This is a genomic window from Streptomyces sp. NPDC029139, assembly GCF_055564335.1.
The window spans coordinates 99,598-117,087 of the sequence record NZ_JBVHWN010000005.1; the positions used below are offsets into that span (position 1 = coordinate 99,598).

General features: G+C 69.7%; 16 protein-coding genes, 2 tRNA genes and 1 pseudogene. 9 read left to right on the forward strand and 10 right to left on the reverse strand.

The window, feature by feature from the left end:
* Positions 1 to 111 precede the first annotated feature (111 nt).
* The 5 genes from clpX to ACZ4VW_RS14455 all read right to left on the reverse strand — a co-directional run bounded on the left by clpX (position 112) and on the right by ACZ4VW_RS14455 (position 4,787).
* Entirely contained in the window at positions 112 to 1,395 is a 1,284-nt protein-coding gene (clpX, locus tag ACZ4VW_RS14435) for an ATP-dependent Clp protease ATP-binding subunit ClpX (protein ID WP_467962039.1), read from the reverse strand.
* 168 nt (positions 1,396 to 1,563) lie between these two features.
* Entirely contained in the window at positions 1,564 to 2,226 is a 663-nt protein-coding gene (locus ACZ4VW_RS14440) for an ATP-dependent Clp protease proteolytic subunit (RefSeq protein ID WP_137994695.1), read from the reverse strand.
* 62 nt (positions 2,227 to 2,288) lie between these two features.
* On the reverse strand, positions 2,289 to 2,906 hold the full coding sequence (locus tag ACZ4VW_RS14445; RefSeq protein WP_467962040.1) for an ATP-dependent Clp protease proteolytic subunit: 618 nt from the start codon (positions 2,904 to 2,906) through the stop codon (positions 2,289 to 2,291).
* Positions 2,907 to 3,160: 254 nt separating this feature from the next.
* Entirely contained in the window at positions 3,161 to 4,549 is a 1,389-nt protein-coding gene (gene tig / locus ACZ4VW_RS14450) for a trigger factor (RefSeq protein WP_467962042.1), read from the reverse strand.
* A gap of 161 nt (positions 4,550 to 4,710) precedes the next feature.
* Positions 4,711 to 4,787, reverse strand: a tRNA-Pro gene (locus ACZ4VW_RS14455).
* Positions 4,788 to 4,918: 131 nt separating this feature from the next.
* On the opposite strand from ACZ4VW_RS14455, the gene ACZ4VW_RS14460 reads away from it, so the two are divergent.
* Positions 4,919 to 4,989, forward strand: a tRNA-Gly gene (locus ACZ4VW_RS14460).
* A 124-nt stretch (positions 4,990 to 5,113) separates the two neighbouring features.
* Entirely contained in the window at positions 5,114 to 5,578 is a 465-nt protein-coding gene (locus ACZ4VW_RS14465) for an amphi-Trp domain-containing protein (RefSeq protein WP_467962044.1), read from the forward strand.
* Positions 5,579 to 5,611: 33 nt separating this feature from the next.
* Here ACZ4VW_RS14465 and ACZ4VW_RS14470 read toward each other — a convergent pair whose 3' ends face one another.
* Positions 5,612 to 5,806, reverse strand: a complete 195-nt coding sequence (locus ACZ4VW_RS14470; protein WP_147978023.1) for a hypothetical protein — start codon at positions 5,804 to 5,806, stop codon at positions 5,612 to 5,614.
* Between the two features lie 339 nt (positions 5,807 to 6,145).
* Here ACZ4VW_RS14470 and ACZ4VW_RS14475 point away from each other — a divergent pair, with 339 nt between their 5' ends.
* On the forward strand, positions 6,146 to 7,261 hold the full coding sequence (locus ACZ4VW_RS14475; RefSeq protein ID WP_467962046.1) for an acyltransferase family protein: 1,116 nt from the start codon (positions 6,146 to 6,148) through the stop codon (positions 7,259 to 7,261).
* A 54-nt stretch (positions 7,262 to 7,315) separates the two neighbouring features.
* On the opposite strand, the gene ACZ4VW_RS14480 is transcribed toward ACZ4VW_RS14475, so the two are convergent.
* A complete protein-coding gene (locus tag ACZ4VW_RS14480; RefSeq protein WP_467962048.1) occupies positions 7,316 to 8,461 on the reverse strand; it encodes a PP2C family protein-serine/threonine phosphatase in 1,146 nt (381 codons plus the stop codon).
* Positions 8,462 to 8,567: 106 nt separating this feature from the next.
* Between ACZ4VW_RS14480 and ACZ4VW_RS14485 the strand changes: the two genes are divergently transcribed.
* Positions 8,568 to 9,797 carry a GNAT family N-acetyltransferase gene (locus ACZ4VW_RS14485; RefSeq protein WP_467962050.1) on the forward strand — a complete coding sequence of 410 codons (1,230 nt, stop codon included), beginning with the start codon at positions 8,568 to 8,570 and terminating at the stop codon, positions 9,795 to 9,797.
* 31 nt (positions 9,798 to 9,828) lie between these two features.
* Here the strand turns inward: ACZ4VW_RS14485 and ACZ4VW_RS14490 are convergent, their stop codons facing one another.
* Positions 9,829 to 10,638, reverse strand: coding sequence for an Fpg/Nei family DNA glycosylase (locus ACZ4VW_RS14490; RefSeq protein WP_467962052.1), 810 nt, complete (start codon positions 10,636 to 10,638; stop codon positions 9,829 to 9,831).
* A gap of 85 nt (positions 10,639 to 10,723) precedes the next feature.
* Entirely contained in the window at positions 10,724 to 11,212 is a 489-nt protein-coding gene (locus ACZ4VW_RS14495) for a ribose-5-phosphate isomerase (RefSeq protein ID WP_467962054.1), read from the reverse strand.
* 184 nt (positions 11,213 to 11,396) lie between these two features.
* Here ACZ4VW_RS14495 and ACZ4VW_RS14500 point away from each other — a divergent pair, with 184 nt between their 5' ends.
* The 3 genes and pseudogenes from ACZ4VW_RS14500 to ACZ4VW_RS14510 all read left to right on the forward strand — a co-directional run.
* Positions 11,397 to 12,842 carry an amino acid permease gene (locus tag ACZ4VW_RS14500; protein WP_467962056.1) on the forward strand — a complete coding sequence of 482 codons (1,446 nt, stop codon included), beginning with the start codon at positions 11,397 to 11,399 and terminating at the stop codon, positions 12,840 to 12,842.
* An 80-nt stretch (positions 12,843 to 12,922) separates the two neighbouring features.
* A complete protein-coding gene (locus tag ACZ4VW_RS14505) occupies positions 12,923 to 13,432 on the forward strand; it encodes an FAD-binding oxidoreductase (RefSeq protein ID WP_467962058.1) in 510 nt (169 codons plus the stop codon).
* A pseudogene (locus tag ACZ4VW_RS14510) lies at positions 13,423 to 13,542 on the forward strand (hypothetical protein); the annotation flags it as partial. The gene ACZ4VW_RS14505 and the pseudogene ACZ4VW_RS14510, both read left to right, overlap by 10 nt.
* A 102-nt stretch (positions 13,543 to 13,644) precedes the next feature.
* Here the strand turns inward: ACZ4VW_RS14510 and ACZ4VW_RS14515 are convergent.
* Positions 13,645 to 14,238, reverse strand: a complete 594-nt coding sequence (locus ACZ4VW_RS14515; RefSeq protein ID WP_467962060.1) for a biotin transporter BioY — start codon at positions 14,236 to 14,238, stop codon at positions 13,645 to 13,647.
* Positions 14,239 to 14,502: 264 nt separating this feature from the next.
* On the opposite strand from ACZ4VW_RS14515, the gene ACZ4VW_RS14520 reads away from it, so the two are divergent.
* Complete coding sequence (locus tag ACZ4VW_RS14520) at positions 14,503 to 15,897, forward strand: amino acid permease (protein WP_467962062.1); 1,395 nt, start codon at positions 14,503 to 14,505, stop codon at positions 15,895 to 15,897.
* A 114-nt stretch (positions 15,898 to 16,011) separates the two neighbouring features.
* A complete protein-coding gene (locus ACZ4VW_RS14525; protein ID WP_467962064.1) occupies positions 16,012 to 17,430 on the forward strand; it encodes an amino acid permease in 1,419 nt (472 codons plus the stop codon).
* Positions 17,431 to 17,490 lie beyond the last annotated feature (60 nt).

Consider the following 17,490-nt stretch of genomic DNA (forward strand, 5'->3'; position numbering starts at 1 on the left):
CACAGAAGAAAAAAAAAACACAAAACCCCCCCCACACCCCCACCCCCCCCCCCCCCCCCCCCCCCCCCCCCCCCCCCCCCCCCCCCCCCCCCGCCCCTGTCCGTTCTCGCGCTACGCCGACTTCTCGTGCCGTCCGTCGTTCTTCACGATCCGCGGGACCAGCGTCGGGTTCACGTTGTTGTGCACGACGTCCGCGGTGATCACGACCCGGGCCACGTCCTTGCGGGACGGGACCTCGTACATCACCGACATCAGGACCTCTTCCATGATGGCCCGCAGACCACGCGCGCCCGTGCCGCGCAGGATCGCCTGGTCGGCGATGGCCTCCAGCGCCGGGCGGTCGAAGTCCAGCTCCACACCGTCGAGTTCGAAGAGGCGCTGGTACTGCTTCACCAGCGCGTTGCGCGGCTCGATGAGGATCTTGAGCAGGGCCTCGCGGTCGAGGTTGTGGACCGAGGTGATGACCGGGAGACGGCCGATGAACTCCGGGATCATTCCGAACTTCACCAGGTCCTCGGGCATGACCTCCTGGAACTGGTCGCTCGCCTCGATCTCGCGCTTGGAGCGGATCGTCGCCCCGAAGCCGATGCCCTTGGCGCCCGCGCGCGACTCGATGATCTTCTCCAGGCCGGAGAAGGCTCCGCCCACGATGAAGAGCACGTTCGTCGTGTCGATCTGGATGAACTCCTGGTGCGGGTGCTTCCGGCCGCCCTGCGGCGGTACGGAGGCGGTGGTGCCCTCCAGGATCTTGAGGAGCGCCTGCTGGACGCCCTCACCGCTCACGTCGCGCGTGATCGACGGGTTTTCGCTCTTCCGGGCGACCTTGTCGATCTCGTCGATGTAGATGATCCCGGTCTCGGCCTTCTTGACGTCGTAGTCGGCCGCCTGGATCAGCTTGAGCAGGATGTTCTCGACGTCCTCGCCGACATAGCCGGCCTCCGTCAGCGCCGTCGCGTCGGCGATGGCGAACGGGACGTTGAGCATCCGGGCCAGGGTCTGCGCGAGCAGCGTCTTGCCGGACCCGGTGGGGCCCAGCAGCAGGATGTTGGACTTCGCCAGCTCGATGGCGTCGTCACGGCCCGCGCCGCCGCCGTTCTCACCGGCCTGGACGCGCTTGTAGTGGTTGTACACCGCGACCGAGAGGGCCTTCTTCGCGGGCTCCTGCCCGACGACGTACCCCTCGAGGAACTCGTAGATCTCGCGCGGCTTGGGGAGTTCCTCCCACCGGACCTCGCTCGTCTCCGCGAGTTCTTCCTCGATGATCTCGTTGCAGAGGTCGATGCACTCATCGCAGATGTACACACCGGGTCCTGCGATGAGCTTCTTCACCTGCTTCTGGCTCTTTCCGCAGAACGAGCACTTGAGCAGGTCGCCGCCATCACCGATGCGTGCCACGAGGTGCTTCCCCTTCGCCTGGGAGCGCTTGGTTCAGCGACTCCTGGTGCCTCATATTCGACGGTACCTTGCCGGGCCCCCCGTTCGGGCCCCCCTTGGCACGGTTCACATGGACGGAATTGCGCCATGATCCCCACCGTGCTCCCCGTGCCAGGGGAAGGCCGAGCGTCAGGCTGCCGCGGCGGCCGTGCTCTTACGGGTCGAGACGATCTGGTCGACCAGGCCGTACGCGAGGGCGTCCTCGGCGGTCAGGATCTTGTCGCGCTCGATGTCGTCGCGGATCTTCTCGATCGGCGTCGAGGAGTGCTTGGCCAGCATCTCTTCCAGCTGGGTCCGCATCCGCAGGATCTCGTTGGCCGCGATCTCCAGGTCGGAGAGCTGCTCACGGCCGGTGCCGCCGGAGGGCTGGTGGATCAGCACACGGGCGTTCGGCAGGGCCATCCGCTTGCCGGGCGTGCCGGCGGCGAGCAGCACGGCCGCGGCGGACGCCGCCTGGCCCATGCAGACCGTCTGGATGTCCGGCTTCACGAACTGCATCGTGTCGTAGATGGCGGTCAGCGCGGTGAAGGAGCCACCGGGGCTGTTGATGTAGATCGAGATGTCGCGGTCCGGGTCCATCGACTCCAGGCACAGCAGCTGGGCCATGACGTCGTTGGCGGAGGCGTCGTCGATCTGCACGCCGAGGAAGATCACGCGCTCCTCGAAGAGCTTCGCGTACGGGTCGTACTCACGGATGCCCTGCGAGGTGCGCTCCACGAAGCGCGGGACGACGTACCGGTTGTCCATCGGAGCGCCGGTGTAGAGGCCGCTCGGGGAGAGGTTGTTCTGCATCTGGATGTTCACCGTCCTGGTGGCGTTCGGTGGGCTGGGGCTGTTCAGCGGACTGCCGGGGCTCAGGCGCCCGTGCCGCCGCCGCCCGGAACGCCCGAAGCGGCAGAGATGATCTCGTCGATGAGGCCGTAGTCCTTGGCCTCCTCCGCGGTGAACCAGCGGTCGCGGTCGCCGTCGCGGATGATCGCCTCGACGGTCTGACCGGAGTGGTGCGCGGTGATCTCGGCCATGCGCTTCTTCGTGCGAAGGAGGTACTCGGCCTGGATCTTGATGTCCGAGGCGGTGCCGCCGATGCCGGCGGAGCCCTGGTGCATCAGGATGTCGGTGTTCGGCAGCGCGAAGCGCTTGCCGGCGCTGCCGCCGGTCAGCAGGAACTGGCCCATCGAGGCCGCCATGCCCATACCGATGGTGACCACGTCGTTCGGGATGTACTGCATGGTGTCGTAGATGGCCATGCCGGCCGTCACCGAGCCACCGGGGCTGTTGATGTACAGGAAGATGTCCTTCTCCGGATCGGCGGCCAGGAGAAGCATCTGCGCGGTGATCTTGTTGGCGATCTCATCGTCGACCTGCTGGCCGAGGAAGATGATGCGCTCGCCGAGCAGCCGGTTGTAGACATGGTCGCCGAGGCCACCACCGATGGACGGCTCACCCGCGGCGTAAGGCTTCAGATTCGTCACGTATCCACCTGCTCGTCTCCGACGGCTCCGGCCGTCTCGCGTCTCGTTCAGAGGGCAGTGCCCTCGTATTCATGGACCCTAACGCGCAGGTAGGACAACACCATCCCGCTTCCCTAACTGTTCGCTGGGAGCGCAAGGTTGTCGCCGGCCCCACAGGGCCCGGGAGGGCGTCCCCGAAGGGCGTCCCGGGTACGGGCACGGGCCCGGCGCACAGCAGTGCGTCCGGGCCCGTGGACCTGCGGTTCGAGCGAGGCTCAGGCCTCGTTCTTCTCCTCGTCGGCCTCGACGTCGCCGGTGGCGGCCTCGACCGTCTCGGCGGCGGTCTCGTCCTCGTCGTCCTCGAGGTCGACGACCTCACCGTTGGTGTCGACGACCTTGACGGCCTCGACGACGACCGCGAGGGCCTTGCCGCGGGCGACCTCGCCGACGAGCATCGGCACCTGGCCACCCTCGACGACGGCCTGGGCGAACTGGTCGGGGCTCATGCCGGAGGAGGCGGCGCGGCGCATGAGGTGCTCGGTGAGCTCCTCCTGGCTGACGTTGAGCTTCTCCTTGTTGACGAGCTCATCGAGGATGAACTGCGTCTTGATGCCCTTCTCGGCCTGCTCCTTGGTCTCCGCCAGGAACTCTTCCTCGGTCTTGCCCTGGATCTCCAGGTACTTCTCGAGGGTCAGCCCCATCTGGCCGAGCTGGTGGTGCTCCAGGTTGTGCTTGCGGGTGTTGATCTCGTCCTCGAGCAGCTTCTCGGGCATCGGGACGTCCGCCAGCTTCAGCAGCTCGTCGAGGACGCGCTCCTGGGCCTGGGTGGCCTGGTCGAACTGCTTCATGTTCTCGAGGCGCTTGCGGCTGTCGGCCTTGAGCTCGTCGAGGGTGTCGAACTCCGACGCGAGCTGCGCGAAGTCGTCGTCCAGCTCGGGGAGCTCGCGGGCGGCGACGGCGGTGACCTTGACGGTGACCTCGGCGTCCTTGCCCTCGGCGGAGCCGCCCTTCAGCTGCGAGGTGAAGGTGGCCTCGCCGCCGGCCTCGAGGCCGGTGACGGCCTCGTCGATGCCGTCGAGGAGCTCGCCGGAACCGATGGTGTACGAGACGCCCTGGGCGACACCGTCGGGCAGGACCTCGCCGTCGACCTTGGCCTCGAGGTCGATGGTGACGACGTCACCCTCGGCGGCGGGGCGCTCGACCGGGTTGGTGGAGGCGAAGCGCTCGCGCAGCTGCTCCACGGACTTCTCGACGTCCTCGTCGGTGACCTCGACCGCGTCGACGGTGACCTCGATGCCGGAGTAGTCCGGGATCTCGATCGTCGGGCGGATGTCGACCTCGGCGGTGAAGGCCAGCAGCTCGCCGTCCTTCAGCTCGGTGATGTCGACCTCGGGCTGACCCAGCGGGTTGACCTCGGCCTCGTTGACGGCCTCGGTGTAGAACTTCGGAAGGGCGTCGTTGACGGCCTCCTCCAGCACCGCACCACGGCCGAACCGCTGGTCGATCACACGAGCCGGGATCTTGCCCTTACGGAAGCCCTTGACCGTGACCTGCTGGTTGATCTTCTTGTACGCCGCGTCGAGGCTGTCCTTGAGCTCCTCGAAGGGCACCTCGACAGTGAGCCGAACCCGGGTCGGGTTCAGGGTCTCCACGGCGCTCTTCACGGTTCGGTCTCCTTGGTGGCTGATTCTTGGATTCTGCCGACGCCGCTGGGTGGCGGTTCCGGCCGATCGGCCCGGTCAGAGAGACACACGGGCACGCAGCTTGCATAGTAACCGCAAGCGGGATGAGGCCCACAACGCGATCTTGCCTCGCGTGATCTTGGTGGTCGGGGTGGCGGGATTTGAACCCACGGCCTTCCGCTCCCAAAGCGGACGCGCTACCAAGCTGCGCCACACCCCGTCGGTGCGACACGTAGGGTACATGCACGAAGACAGTGCGACGCCCCCTCTTTATGGGGTGTGCGGGGACCGCCCGGGACCCGCTACGATGCTGTCCGTGCCGCGGCCTTCGTGACCTGCGGCGCGATGCGCGCGGGCGTAGCTCAATGGTAGAGCCCTAGTCTTCCAAACTAGCTACGCGGGTTCGATTCCCGTCGCCCGCTCTTCCGGCCTCGGGGCCGGGCCGGAGGTTCACTCCTCCGGCCCGGCCCCGAGGCGTTTTCCGTGGTGCGGCCGCACAGTGGGCACTGTCCCCCTCCCCCTGGTCCCGCCGCATCGGAGGCAGCCGTGAAGGATCTCAAGTTCGAGCAGAGCCACCCGATGACAGTGATCGAGGCGGCGGAAGTGCTGGAGGAACTCGCGAAGGGGATGCGGAAAGGCGGCGTGGTGGAGTTGTCCCTCATCACCGGAGTGCTCACGCTGCGGGTCCCCGACGAGCTCTGGGCCGAGGTGGAGTGGGAGGTCGGCGACGGGAAGATCGAGCTGGAGATCGAGTTCACCTGGCCGATCGGGACGGCCCGGGAGACCGCGGCCCCGGCGGCCGAGAGCCCGGAGAAGCCGGCGAACCGGGAGGAGTCGGCGCGGTCCGAGAAGCCCGGGACCCCCGAGAAGTCGGGGACCCCCGAGAACTCCGAGACTCCTGAGAAGCCCGCGAAGCCCGCCCGGGGCCGGAAGACCGCGCCGGCCAAGCGCGCGCGGAGCGGCGCGGACGCAGGCGCGAAGGGGAAGCGGACCGCCGCGAGGACGGCGTGAACCGCACGGGTCCGCGCCGCCGCCGGCGCGGGCTCAGAACTTGATGGAGCTGACGGTCTGCGTTATCGAGTCGAGGAAGCGCTGGATGTCGTCGGCCATGCCCGTGGAGGCAAGGAAGAAGCCGAAGAGCACCGCGACCACGGCCGGACCGGCCTTGAGGTTTCCGCCGCGGATCAGCACCACCAGGATGATCGCCAACAGCAGCACCACAGACAGTGAAATGGCCACAACTGATCACACCCTCGGTCGGTCCCACCTTGCCGCCCGGGAGCACACGTCGAATCACGCCCCCGCTGCCTCCATGGTGCCATCAACTCCCCTGCCCTTGACGCGTGGTGGCCAATCATCCAGGGAGCGAGTCGCCTCTCCGGGGCCCCGGGGCCGGGCGTGGGCGCGGAGCCGGGCGCAAGAGAGAGATAGAGCACATCCGTACAACCAAAGGGGATTCGCCCGAAATTCGGCGTACATAAAGGCGAATCTGGGGCACGCTTCCGTCGCCTAAGCGGCTAATTGCCCCTTATGAGTCGCATGGTTTGGCCACAGGAGCCGCACAGTTAAGGTTCCCGGATGTCCTCCGCTACCCAGAACATAGCCAGGACTCCGCTTCCTGAGGACGAGGTGGCGGGGTCGGTCCCGACGAAGCAGGCCAAGGACAGGGCCGTCGCACCGAAGCCACGCGATCCCTACTTCGACAACGCGAAGTACCTCGCGATCCTGCTCGTGGTGATGGGGCACGCCTGGCCGGCCGTGATCGAGGGCAGCCGGGCCACCCGGAGCCTGTACATGCTGGTCTACACGTTCCACATGCCGGTCTTCATACTGATATCCGGCTATCTGTCGCGGAGTTACACGGGGCGGCCCGACCAGCTCAAGCGGCTCCTCACCGGTGTGGCCGTGCCGTACATCGTCTTCGAAGTGGCCTACACGCTGTTCACCCGATGGGGAACGGGGACCTACCGCTCGATCAGCCTGCTGCATCCCACCTACATGATGTGGTTCCTGCTCGCGCTCTTCGTCTGGCGCCTGACCACACCCTTCTGGCACGTCGTGCGGTGGCCGTTGACGACGTCCCTGGTGATCGCCGGGCTCGCGTCGGTCACCCCGGGCCTCGGCGGGATCCTGGAAGTGCCCCGGATCCTGCAGCTCCTGCCGTACTTCGTGCTGGGCCTGTGCATGAAGCCCGAGCACTTCGCGTTCCTCCGGCGGTGGCCGATACGGGTCGCCGCGGTCCTCGTGTTCGCCGCGGCGGTTCCCCTCGTCTACTGGCGGACCGACACCTGGTTCCTGAGCTGGTTCTACCGCTCCCAGAGCGTGCAGGAGATGGGTGTCGGCCCGGTGCGTGGCCTGCTCATCGTCGGGGCCCTCTTCCTCTGCACGCTGGTGCTGACGGCAGCGTTCCTCTCCCTCGTCCCCGGCAGCCTGCGCTGGTTCACCGCGCTCGGGGCCGGCACCATCTGCGGCTACGTGCTGCACGGGTTCGTGATCCGCGGCGTCAGCTACCTCGGCGCCTTCGAGACGTATCCGTGGCTGACCAGCCCGTCGGGTCGCGTGGTCGTGACCCTCGCCGCTGTCGTGGCGATGACCCTGCTGTGCACTCCGCCGGTGCGCCGGTTGCTCAAGTGGGTGACGGAACCCGATATGGCGTGGGCCTTCCGCAAGGACTCGGCGGCGAAGCGGAGCTGACGCGGACCGCGGCGCGGACCGCGCGACCGGTCGTCTCCCGTCCGGGGCCGGGCCTCAGGTCCGGCGGCTGATGAGCAGCAGGGCGCGGTCGTCGTTGACGTCCTTCGCGCAGGCCTCGATCAGGTGCCAGGCCGCGCCCTCGAAGCCGGAGGCGACGTAGCGGTCGGCCTCGCCCGTCAGGCGGTCGATGCCCTCGGCGATGTCGCGTTCGGCGGATTCGACGAGCCCGTCGGTGAAGAGCATGAGGACGTCGCCGGGCTCCAGCGAGCCCTTGACCGGGTGGAACTCGGCGCCGTCGTAGACACCGAGGAGCGGGCCCTCGCCGGACTTCTCCTCCCAGCGCCCGGTGCCCGCGTGGAGCTGGAGCGCCGGCAGGTGTCCGGCGGAGAGCAGTTCGTAGTCCCCGGACTCCAGGTCGAGGACCAGATGGATCGAGGTGGCGAAGCCCTCGTCCCAGTCCTGGCGCAGCAGGTAGCCGTTGGCGGCCGGCAGGAAGCCGTGCGGCGGCAGGGAGCCGAGGAGTCCGCCGAAGGCACCGGAGAGGAGGAGGGCGCGCGAGCCGGCGTCCATGCCCTTGCCGGACACGTCCGTGAGCAGGACCTCCAGCGTGCGGCCGCCGTTCGTGCGGGCGGCGACCACGAAGTCGCCGGAGAAGGACTGGCCGCCGGCCGGGCGAAGGGCCATCTCGCGGTGCCAGCCCTTGGGGAGGCGCGGCAGGGCGCTCTGCGCCCGGATGCGTTCGCGGAGGTCGAAGAGCATGGTGCCGCCGCGCCGCCAGGGGACACCGACCCGGGCCCGGAACTGCGCGATGAGCAGCCCGAAGAGTCCGCAGGCCGCGACGACCAGGACCGTGCCGGGCGTGACGCGGGCCGGTCCCTGGGTGTACGGGCCGAGCACGATCGACTCGACGATCAGGGCGCCGGCGGCCGCCGCGTACAGGCCGAGCAGGCTCGCGGGGCGCAGGAGCAGTCCCCCGGCGACGATCGGCAGGACGAGCGCGGCGGGCGAGCACCACACGGGATTGGTGAGTGTGCCCCAGGTGATCGCGGGAATGGTGAGGAGCAGTCCGGCGAAGGCGACCCAGTCGGAGCCCTCGCCGCGGAAGTAGTCGACACCGGATCTGCGCAGGGAGATGCGGACCCGGTGCGCGCGTTTGCGCATCCGGGCCGAGTACGAAGCGACACCCGGGCGATTTCTCATTGGCCTGGACCCTATCCACCCGGTCGGATCTCGTGCAGGGGGACCCCTCAGACATTGCGCGTGAAATCGGGTCGCGTCGCGTGCCGGACGTTGATATCGATGGCATATGACGACTGAACTGCGGGTCCTGGACGCGGCCGAGTGGGACGAGTGGTACGGGACTCTGGAGCTCGCCTTCGGAGGGATTCCCGAGTCGCCGGAGGAGCGGCAACTCTGGCAGGACCTGACGGAGTACGACCGTTTCATCGGGGTCTGGGACGGCGAGAGCTGTGTCGGCACGGCGGGCGCGTTCACCTTCCGGATGTCCGTACCGGGCGGGGCGATCGTCCCGGCGGCGGGCGTCACGATGGTGAGCGTGGCCGCGACGCACCGACGGCGCGGGATCCTCAGTTCGATGATGCGGCGTCAGCTCGACGACGTACGCGCGTGGGGTGAGCCGCTGGCCGTGCTGACGGCGTCGGAACCGGAGATCTACGGACGGTTCGGCTACGGCATCGCCACGTACCAGACGCGGGCGACGATCGACACGACGCGGGTGCGGCTCACGGTGCCGGAGGGGACGGACGAGGTGGTGCTGCGGCAGGCCGATCCGGCGAAGGCTGCCGCGGCCTGCGAGGCGGTCTACGCGCGGCTGGTGCCGCGGCGGCCCGGCATGCTGGCCCGCCGGCCCGAGTGGGAGCGGCTGCCGCTGATCGACCCGGAGGGCGACCGGGGCGGGGCCTCGCCGCGGCAGTGCGTGCTGGCGGAGCGGGACGGGGAGGTCGTCGGGTACGCGCTGTACGCGATCAAGCCGGAGTGGTCCCCGGCCGGGGCCGACGGCAGTGTGCTGCTGAAGGACCTGGGGGCGCTGGACCCGGCGGCGGAGGCGGCGCTGTGGCGGTTCCTCTGCTCGATCGACCTGACGTCCTCGGTCCGGATCCACGGCCGGCCGGTGGACGACGCCTGGCAGCACCTGGTGACGGATGTGCGGCGGTGCTCTCCGACGCAGCGCGACTCGCTGTACCTGCGTCTGGTGGACGTGGGTGCGGCGCTGGCGGCGCGGACGTACCAGGCGCCGGTGGACGTGGTGTTCGAGGTGGCGGACGCGTTCTGTCCCTGGAACGAGGGGCGTTGGCGGCTGACGGGGGACGCGCGCGGGGCGGTGTGCGTCCGCACGGACGAGGCCGCGGATCTCGCTCTGTCGGTACGGGACTTGGGGGCGGCGTACCTGGGGGGTGCGAGCCTGACCTCGCTGGCGGCGGCAGGGCGGGTGCGGGAGCTCCGGAGCGGGGCCCTGGTGGAGGCGTCCGTGGGCTTCGGTTCGCCGGTGGCCCCGTGGTTGCCGCACGGGTTCTAGGGGGACGGCCCTTCGGGGCCGGGCGCCCGCGTCAGCGGCGCTGGCAGGCGGGGCACCAGAAGAGGTTGCGGGCGGCGAGGTCGGCGGTGCGGATCTCGCCGCCACAGATGTGGCAGGGCAGCGGGGCCCGGCGGTAGACGTAGACCTCGCCGCCGTGGTCGTCGACGCGCGGCGGGCGGCCCATCGCCTCGGGGGTGTGCTCGGGGCGGACGGTGTCGATGCGGTTGTGGCGGACGCCCTCGCGCATCAGCTCGACGAGGTCGTCCCAGATCGCGTCCCACTCGCGGCGGGTCAGCTCCCTGCCGGCGCGGTACGGGTCGATGCCGTGCCGGAAGAGGACCTCGGCGCGGTACACGTTCCCGACGCCCGCGATGACCTTCTGGTCCATGAGCAGGGCCGCGATCGTGGTGCGGGAGGTCGAGATCCGGCGCCACGCCTTGTCGGGTCCGTCGCCGGCGCGGAGCGGGTCGGGGCCGAGGCGGTCGTGTATCGCCCGCTTCTCGGGTTCGGTGATGAGGGCGCACGTGGTGGGGCCGCGCAGGTCGGCGTAGTGCTCGTCGTTGACGAGGCGCATCCGGACCGTCTCGGTGGGCGGCGCCGCCGGAGTCGTGCCGAAGCCGAGTTTGCCGAACAGGCCGAGGTGCACGTGGACCCAGCCGATGTCCTCGAAGCCGAGGAAGAGGTGCTTGCCGTGGGCGTCGACGGCGTCCAGGACCCGGCCGTCGAGCAGGGCGGCGCTGTCCGAGAACTTGCCCTGGGGGCTGCTCACGCGGACGGGCCGGCCCGCGAAGCGCGCGAGATGGTCATCGGCCAGGCGGCGGATCGTATGCCCCTCGGGCACGGCTGGTCTCCAGAAGGAACGGGCGCCGCGCCGGGACGGCGCGGCCGTGCCGCCGGGGTGAGCCGGCGGCACGGGGTACGGGCGGTCAGCCCTGCTGCGGGTGGTGGGCCGGGATCGGGGGGAGCTCGCCGGTGGTCTCGTACGCGGAGAGCATGTCGATCCGGCGGGTGTGACGCTCGTCACCGGAGTACGGGGTGCCGAGGAAGATCTCGACGAACTTGGTCGCCTCTTCCTGGGTGTGCATCCGGCCACCGATGGAGACGACGTTGGCGTTGTTGTGCTCGCGGCCGAGGGCGGCGGTCTGCTCGCTCCAGGCGAGGGCCGCGCGCACCCCCTTCACCTTGTTCGCGGCGATCTGCTCGCCGTTGCCGGAGCCGCCGATGACGATGCCCAGGCTGTCCGGGTCCGCGGCCGTCTTCTCGGCGGCACGCAGGCAGAACGGCGGGTAGTCGTCCAGGGCGTCGTAGATGTGGGGTCCACAGTCGACGGGCTCGTGGCCATGGGCCTTCAGCCACTCGACGAGGTGGTTCTTGAGTTCGAAACCGGCATGGTCGGAGCCGAGGTACACGCGCATGGTTCCGAGTGTGGCACGCGGGGTCCCGGGTAGCGGTCAGCGGGGTCGGGGCCGTCACCTGTTCCGGTCCGGACCTTTCGGCCCCGCGCAACGATCCGGAATCAGGTCTTCCGATCTACCCGCATCCCAGTGTTCAATGCACGGGCTCGCGACCCGAGTGCACCCCTGACCTAAGGAAGCGTTCATGAACACGCAGCCGACCCTCACGAAGGAAGGCGGAACCACCGACGATCTCGGTGATTCCCAGCATTCCGACGGACTCAAGGCCGGTCTCAAGAATCGTCACCTCTCGATGATCGCCATCGGTGGCGTCATCGGCGCCGGGCTCTTCGGCGGCTCCGCCGCCGGCATCAAGGCCGCGGGCCCCGGCATCCTGCTGTCCTACGCGCTCGTGGGCGCGATGGTCGTCTTCGTCATGCGGATGCTCGGCGAGATGTCCGTGGCCAACCCCACCTCCGGCTCCTTCTCGGCGCACGCCGACCGGGCGCTCGGCCGCTGGGCGGGCTTCTCCATCGGCTGGCTGTACTGGTTCTTCTGGGTCGTCGTCCTCGCCGTCGAGGCGACCATGGGTGCGGACATCCTGAACGGCTGGATCCCGTCCGTCCCCCAGTGGGCGTGGGCGCTGATCGTGATGGTCGTCCTGACCGCCACCAACCTCGGCTCGGTCGCCTCCTACGGTGAGTTCGAGTTCTGGTTCGCCGGCATCAAGGTCGTCGCCATCGCCGCCTTCATCGTGGTGGGCGGGCTGGCGGTCTTCGGTGTCCTGCCCGGCGCGGACACCTCGGCCGCCGGACTGAGCAACCTCACCGAGCACGGCGGCTTCCTGCCCAACGGCTACGGCGCGATCCTCACCGGCATCCTGATGGTCGTCTTCTCCTTCATGGGCAGCGAGATCGTCACCCTCGCCGCCGGAGAGTCGTCGGACCCGCGCCGCGCGGTCGCCAAGGCCACCAACAGCGTGATCTGGCGCGTCGGCATCTTCTACCTCGGCTCGATCCTGGTGGTCGTCTCGCTGCTGCCGTGGAACGACCCGTCGCTGCAGAAGGACGGCTCGTACGTCGCGGCGCTCAACTCGATCGGCATCCCGCACGCCGGTCAGATCATGAACGTCATCATCCTGACCGCGGTGCTGTCCTGCCTGAACTCGGGCCTCTACACCGCCTCCCGCATGGCGCACTCCCTCGGCCGGCGCGGTGACGCGCCGAAGGCCTTCGCCCGCACGAACGCGAAGGGCGTGCCGCAGGCCGCCATCATCGGGTCGGTCGTCTTCGGCTTCGTCGCCGTCTTCTTCAACTACAAGTGGCCCGACACGGTCTTCGCCTTCCTGCTGAACGCGTCCGGCGCGATCGCGCTCTTCGTCTGGCTGGTCATCTGCTTCTCGCAGCTGCGCATGCGCAAGATCATCCTGCGGGAGGCCCCGGAGAAGCTGCTCGTGAAGATGTGGCTCTTCCCGTACCTGACCTGGGCGACGATCGGCATGATCGTCTTCGTCCTCGGCTTCATGCTCTACGACGGCGGTTCCGCGCGTGAGCAGGTCCTGCTGTCGCTGCTGGTGGCGGGCCTGGTCGTGGCGATCGCCGTGGTCCGTGACCGCTTCGGCAAGACCGCGGAGCCCGTCACCAAGGACTGAATCCATACCTGACGGACGATGTCAGGTATGCGCGGAAGGCTCTCCGTACACCGACCACCTCGGGAACGGAGAGCCTTCTCATGTCCCTCACCGCCTCGCACGTCTTCCGCCCCGGCGACGCCGGGTACGCCGAGGAGATCGCCGGATTCCAGACCGGCTTCGCCGTCCGCCCCGAGGTCGTCGTCGGGGCCACCGACGCCGAAGAGGTCCGGGCGGCCGTCTCCCACGCCGACCGGCGCGGGCTGCCCATCGGCGTCCAGGCCACCGGGCACGGACTGCCCGGCGCGGCCGAGGGCGGAATGCTGATCACCACCCGGCGGATGGACGGGGTACGGATCGACGCCGTGGCGCGGACCGCGCACATCGAGGCCGGGGTGCGGTGGGGGCAGGTCGTCGAGGCGGCCGCCCCGCACGGCCTCGCCCCGTCGAACGGGACCTCGCCGGACGTCGGCATCCCAGCGGCGCGCTCGCCGAGGAGCGGGCCGACGCGGTGCCGCACCGCGACGCGCGCTGCCTGGTGCGGGCGCTGCACCCGATCGGAGAGGACGGGACGGGGCCGATCAAGGAGCTCCACGCGCGCGTGGAGCTGACGGTCGCTCCGTGGGCCACCGGCCGGGCGCTGAACTTCCTGTTCGGGGACGGCGAGCGGACGGAGGGGCTGTACGACGCCGAAACGCGCAAGAGGCTCGCCCGGGTCAAGTCGACGTACGACCCGGCGAACCTCTTCCGCAGGAACCACACCATCGCGCCCGGCCAGGGTCGGCCGCGTCCGGCCGCCCGGGGGCCTGCCGGGGTGGCCGCGTCAGCCCTTCCGGCCGAGCAGCTTCCAGGCGGTGGGCAGCACGCCCATCGCCAGCGCGGCCTTGAGCGCGTCGCCGATCAGGAACGGGGTGAGGCCGGCCGCGACGGCCTGCGGCAGCGACATGCCGGTGGCCAGGGCGAGGTACGGCACGCCCACCGCGTAGATGATCAGGGAGCCGAGCGCCATCGTGCCCGCGGCGCGGAGCACGGAGCGGTCGGCTCCGCGGCGCGCGAGGGCGCCGACGACGGTGGCGGCGAGCAGCATGCCGAGGATGTAGCCGAACGAGGGCATCGTGTAGCCGGAGGTGGCCTGCGCGAACCAGGGCACGCCCGCCATGCCGGCGAGGGCGTACACGGCGAGGGCGAGGAAGCCGCGGCGGGCGCCGAGCGCCGTGCCGACGAGCAGGGCCGCGAACGTCTGGCCGGAGACCGGGACCGGGGAGCCGGGGACCGGGACGGAGATCTGCGCGGCGAGGCCGGTGAGCGCGGCGCCGCCGACGACCAGCGCGATGTCGCGGGTCCTGCCGGCGGGGACGAGGTCGGCGAGGACCGTTCCCGGGCGCAGGGAACGGACGGGTGCGGCGGCGGTGCTCATCGGTACTCCGCGGGGTGAGGGTGGCACGGACAGGTTGACCGTAGTCGAGGAGTGAACGCTCGATCACCATCAGCCGCCCACAAAGCGGGGGTTGAGCTCTTCGTGGGGATCGGACAAAGGGCAGCGACCAACCCCTCGCGCCACGTGATGCTTGTCACTGGGAAGCTCGCCGAGAGGTCCCTTTTGCGTCAAGGGGCGGTCACCGGAGAGACTGTGGGGTCTCCATAAAACCTTCGAGAACCAGCGAGAGCACGAGCCTTTCCCATGCACGACGCGCCGCCCGCCTCCTCGGCTCCCCTCGCCCCCGAACCGGAGCCGCTCTCCCACGGGCTGAAGCAGCGTCACCTGACGATGCTCGGGCTCGGCGGGGTGATCGGGGCCGGTCTCTTCGTCGGTTCCGGCGCGGGCATCGCGGTCGCCGGGCCCGGCATCGTCCTCTCGTACCTGATCGCGGGCACGCTCGCGATGCTGATCATGCGGATGCTGGGCGAGATGTCGGCGGCCATGCCGGCCTCGGGCGCCTTCTCCGTGCACGCCGAGCGGGCGCTCGGGCGCTGGGCGGGCTTCTCGGTGGGATGGCTGTACTGGTTCCTGCTGGTCGTCGTCCTCGCGGTGGAGGCGACGGGCGCGGCGCGGATCGCGCACGGCTGGGTGCCGGGCGTGCCGCAGTGGGGCTGGGTGCTGGTCTTCATGGTCGTGTTCACCGCCGCCAACCTCGCGGCGGTGAAGAACTTCGGCGAGTTCGAGTTCTGGTTCGCGGCGCTCAAGGTGGGCGCGATCGTGCTGTTCCTGGTCCTGGGGACGCTGGCGATCGCGGGCCTGCTCCCCGACACCGACCCGGTGGGGACGGCGAACCTGACCGGCCGGGGCGGCTTCCTGCCCAACGGCTGGGAGGGCGTGGTCTCCGGGGTCCTCGCCGTCGTCTTCGCCTTCGGCGGCCTCGAGGTCGTGACGATCGCGGCCGCCGAGTCCGACGACCCGGCGCGCAACGTGGCGCGGGCGGTGCGCAGCGCCGTGTGGCGGATCCTCCTCTTCTACGTGGGGTCGATGCTGGTCATCGTGACCCTGCTGCCCTGGACCTCGATGAAGCCGGGCGAGTCGCCGTACGTCGCCGTGCTCGACTCCCTCGGGGTGCCGTCGGCCGGCCAGATCATGAACGTCGTGGTCTTCGTGGCGCTGCTCTCGGCGCTCAACGCCAACCTGTACGGGTCCTCGCGGATGGTCTTCTCCCTCGCCGAGCGGGGCGAGGCGCCGAAGGGGCTGCTGAGGATCTCGGCCGGCGGGGTACCGCGCCGCGCGGTGCTCGCGTCGGTCGCCTTCGGCTTCGTCTCCGTGCTGCTGAATCTGAAGTGGCCGGATTCGGTCTTCCTCTACATGCTCAACGCGGTCGGCGCCGTCCTGCTCTTCGTCTGGGGTCTGATCGCGGTCTCCCAGCTGAGGCTGCGCCGCCGGATCGAGCGGGAGGCTCCGGAGACCCTGACGCTGCGTATGTGGGGCTTCCCGTGGCTGACCTGGGCGGCGCTGGCCGCGATGGGCGCCGTCCTGGTGCTGATGCTGGCCGACGGCGGGACGCGGCCGCAGGTGCTGTGGTCGGGAGCGGCCACCGGGATCGTCCTGCTGGTGGCCCGGTTGCGGGAGCCACGCACGGTTCGGTCATGATCCTTCACGTTGTGTGAAGATCGTGACCGTATAGCGGACATCTGTTCCCTGTGAGCGGGGAGCCCGCCCAGACTGTGGGCCGTTCCCCGTCGCAGCCAATGAACAGGGCGGCCCATGTCACGGACCACCGCGCCCGAGCCCGTCGACCGCAAGGACGACCCGGCACCCGTCTCCCAGGGACTCACGCACGGCCTCAAGCAGCGTCATCTGTCGATGATCGCCCTCGGTGGCGTCATCGGCGCCGGCCTCTTCGTCGGCTCCGGCGCCGGTATCGCCGCCGCCGGTCCCTCGATCGTGGTCGCCTACGCCCTCTCCGGTCTGCTCGTCATGCTGGTGATGCGGATGCTCGGGGAGATGTCGGCGGCGAACCCGGCCTCCGGCTCCTTCTCCGTCCACGCGGAGCGCGCGATCGGCCCGTGGGCCGGCTTCACCGCGGGCTGGGCCTTCTGGTTCCTGCTCTGTGTGGCCGTCGGCCTGGAGGGCATCGGCGCGGCGAAGATCATGACCGGCTGGTTCCCCGGCACCCCGGAGTGGGCCTGGGTGGCCCTCTTCATGCTGGTGTTCTGCGCGACCAACCTGGCGGCGGTGAAGAACTTCGGCGAGTTCGAGTTCTGGTTCGCCGCGCTCAAGGTCGGGGCGATCGTCCTCTTCCTCGGCATCGGTGTGCTCGCCATCGTCGGCGTGCTGCCGGGAACGGACGCCCCGGGGAGCGCGAACCTCACCGGTGACGGCGGGTTCTTCCCGAACGGTTCCGAGGGTCTGATCGTCGGCCTGCTCGCCTCCGTCTTCGCGTACGGCGGCCTGGAGACGGTCACCATCGCGGCGGCCGAGTCCGAGCACCCCGTGCAGGGCGTCGCCAAGGCGGTCCGTACGGCGATGTGGCGTATCGCGCTCTTCTACGTCGGCTCGATGGCGGTCATCGTCACACTCGTCCCGTGGGACGACGAGGCGGTCGTCTCGAAGGGCCCGTACGTCGCGACGCTCGACCACCTGGGCATCCCGGCCGCCGGTCAGATCATGAACGTGGTCGTCCTGATCGCCCTGCTCTCGGCCATGAACGCCAACATCTACGGCGCGTCCCGGATGGCCACCTCGCTGGTCGCCCGCGGCCAGGGTCCCAAGGCCCTGGGCCGGACCTTCGGCGGCGTGCCGCGCCCGGCGGTGCTCGTCTCCTCCGCCTTCGGCTTCGTCTGCGTGCTGCTGAGCTACTGGCGGCCCGACGACATCTTCGCCTGGCTCCTGAACACCATCGGCGCGATCATCCTCGTCGTCTGGTTCTTCATCGCCGTCTCGCAGCTGCTGCTGCGCCGCCGGACCGAGCGGGAGGCGCCGGAGAGGCTGGTCGTGAAGATGTGGGCGTTCCCGTTCCTGACGTGGGTGGCGCTGGCCGGCATGGCGGCGATCTTCTTCCTGATGGCCCGCCAGGAGGGCACCCGGGTGCAGCTGTACTGGACGGGCGGGCTCACGGTGCTGCTCGCCGCGATCGGTTACGTCGTGCAGAAGGCGCGCGGACCGGTGTCGCAGGACGCCTGACCCACCCCTGCCAACGGAAACCCCCGGGCCTTTCGGTCCGGGGGTTTCGTGTCTTCCGCC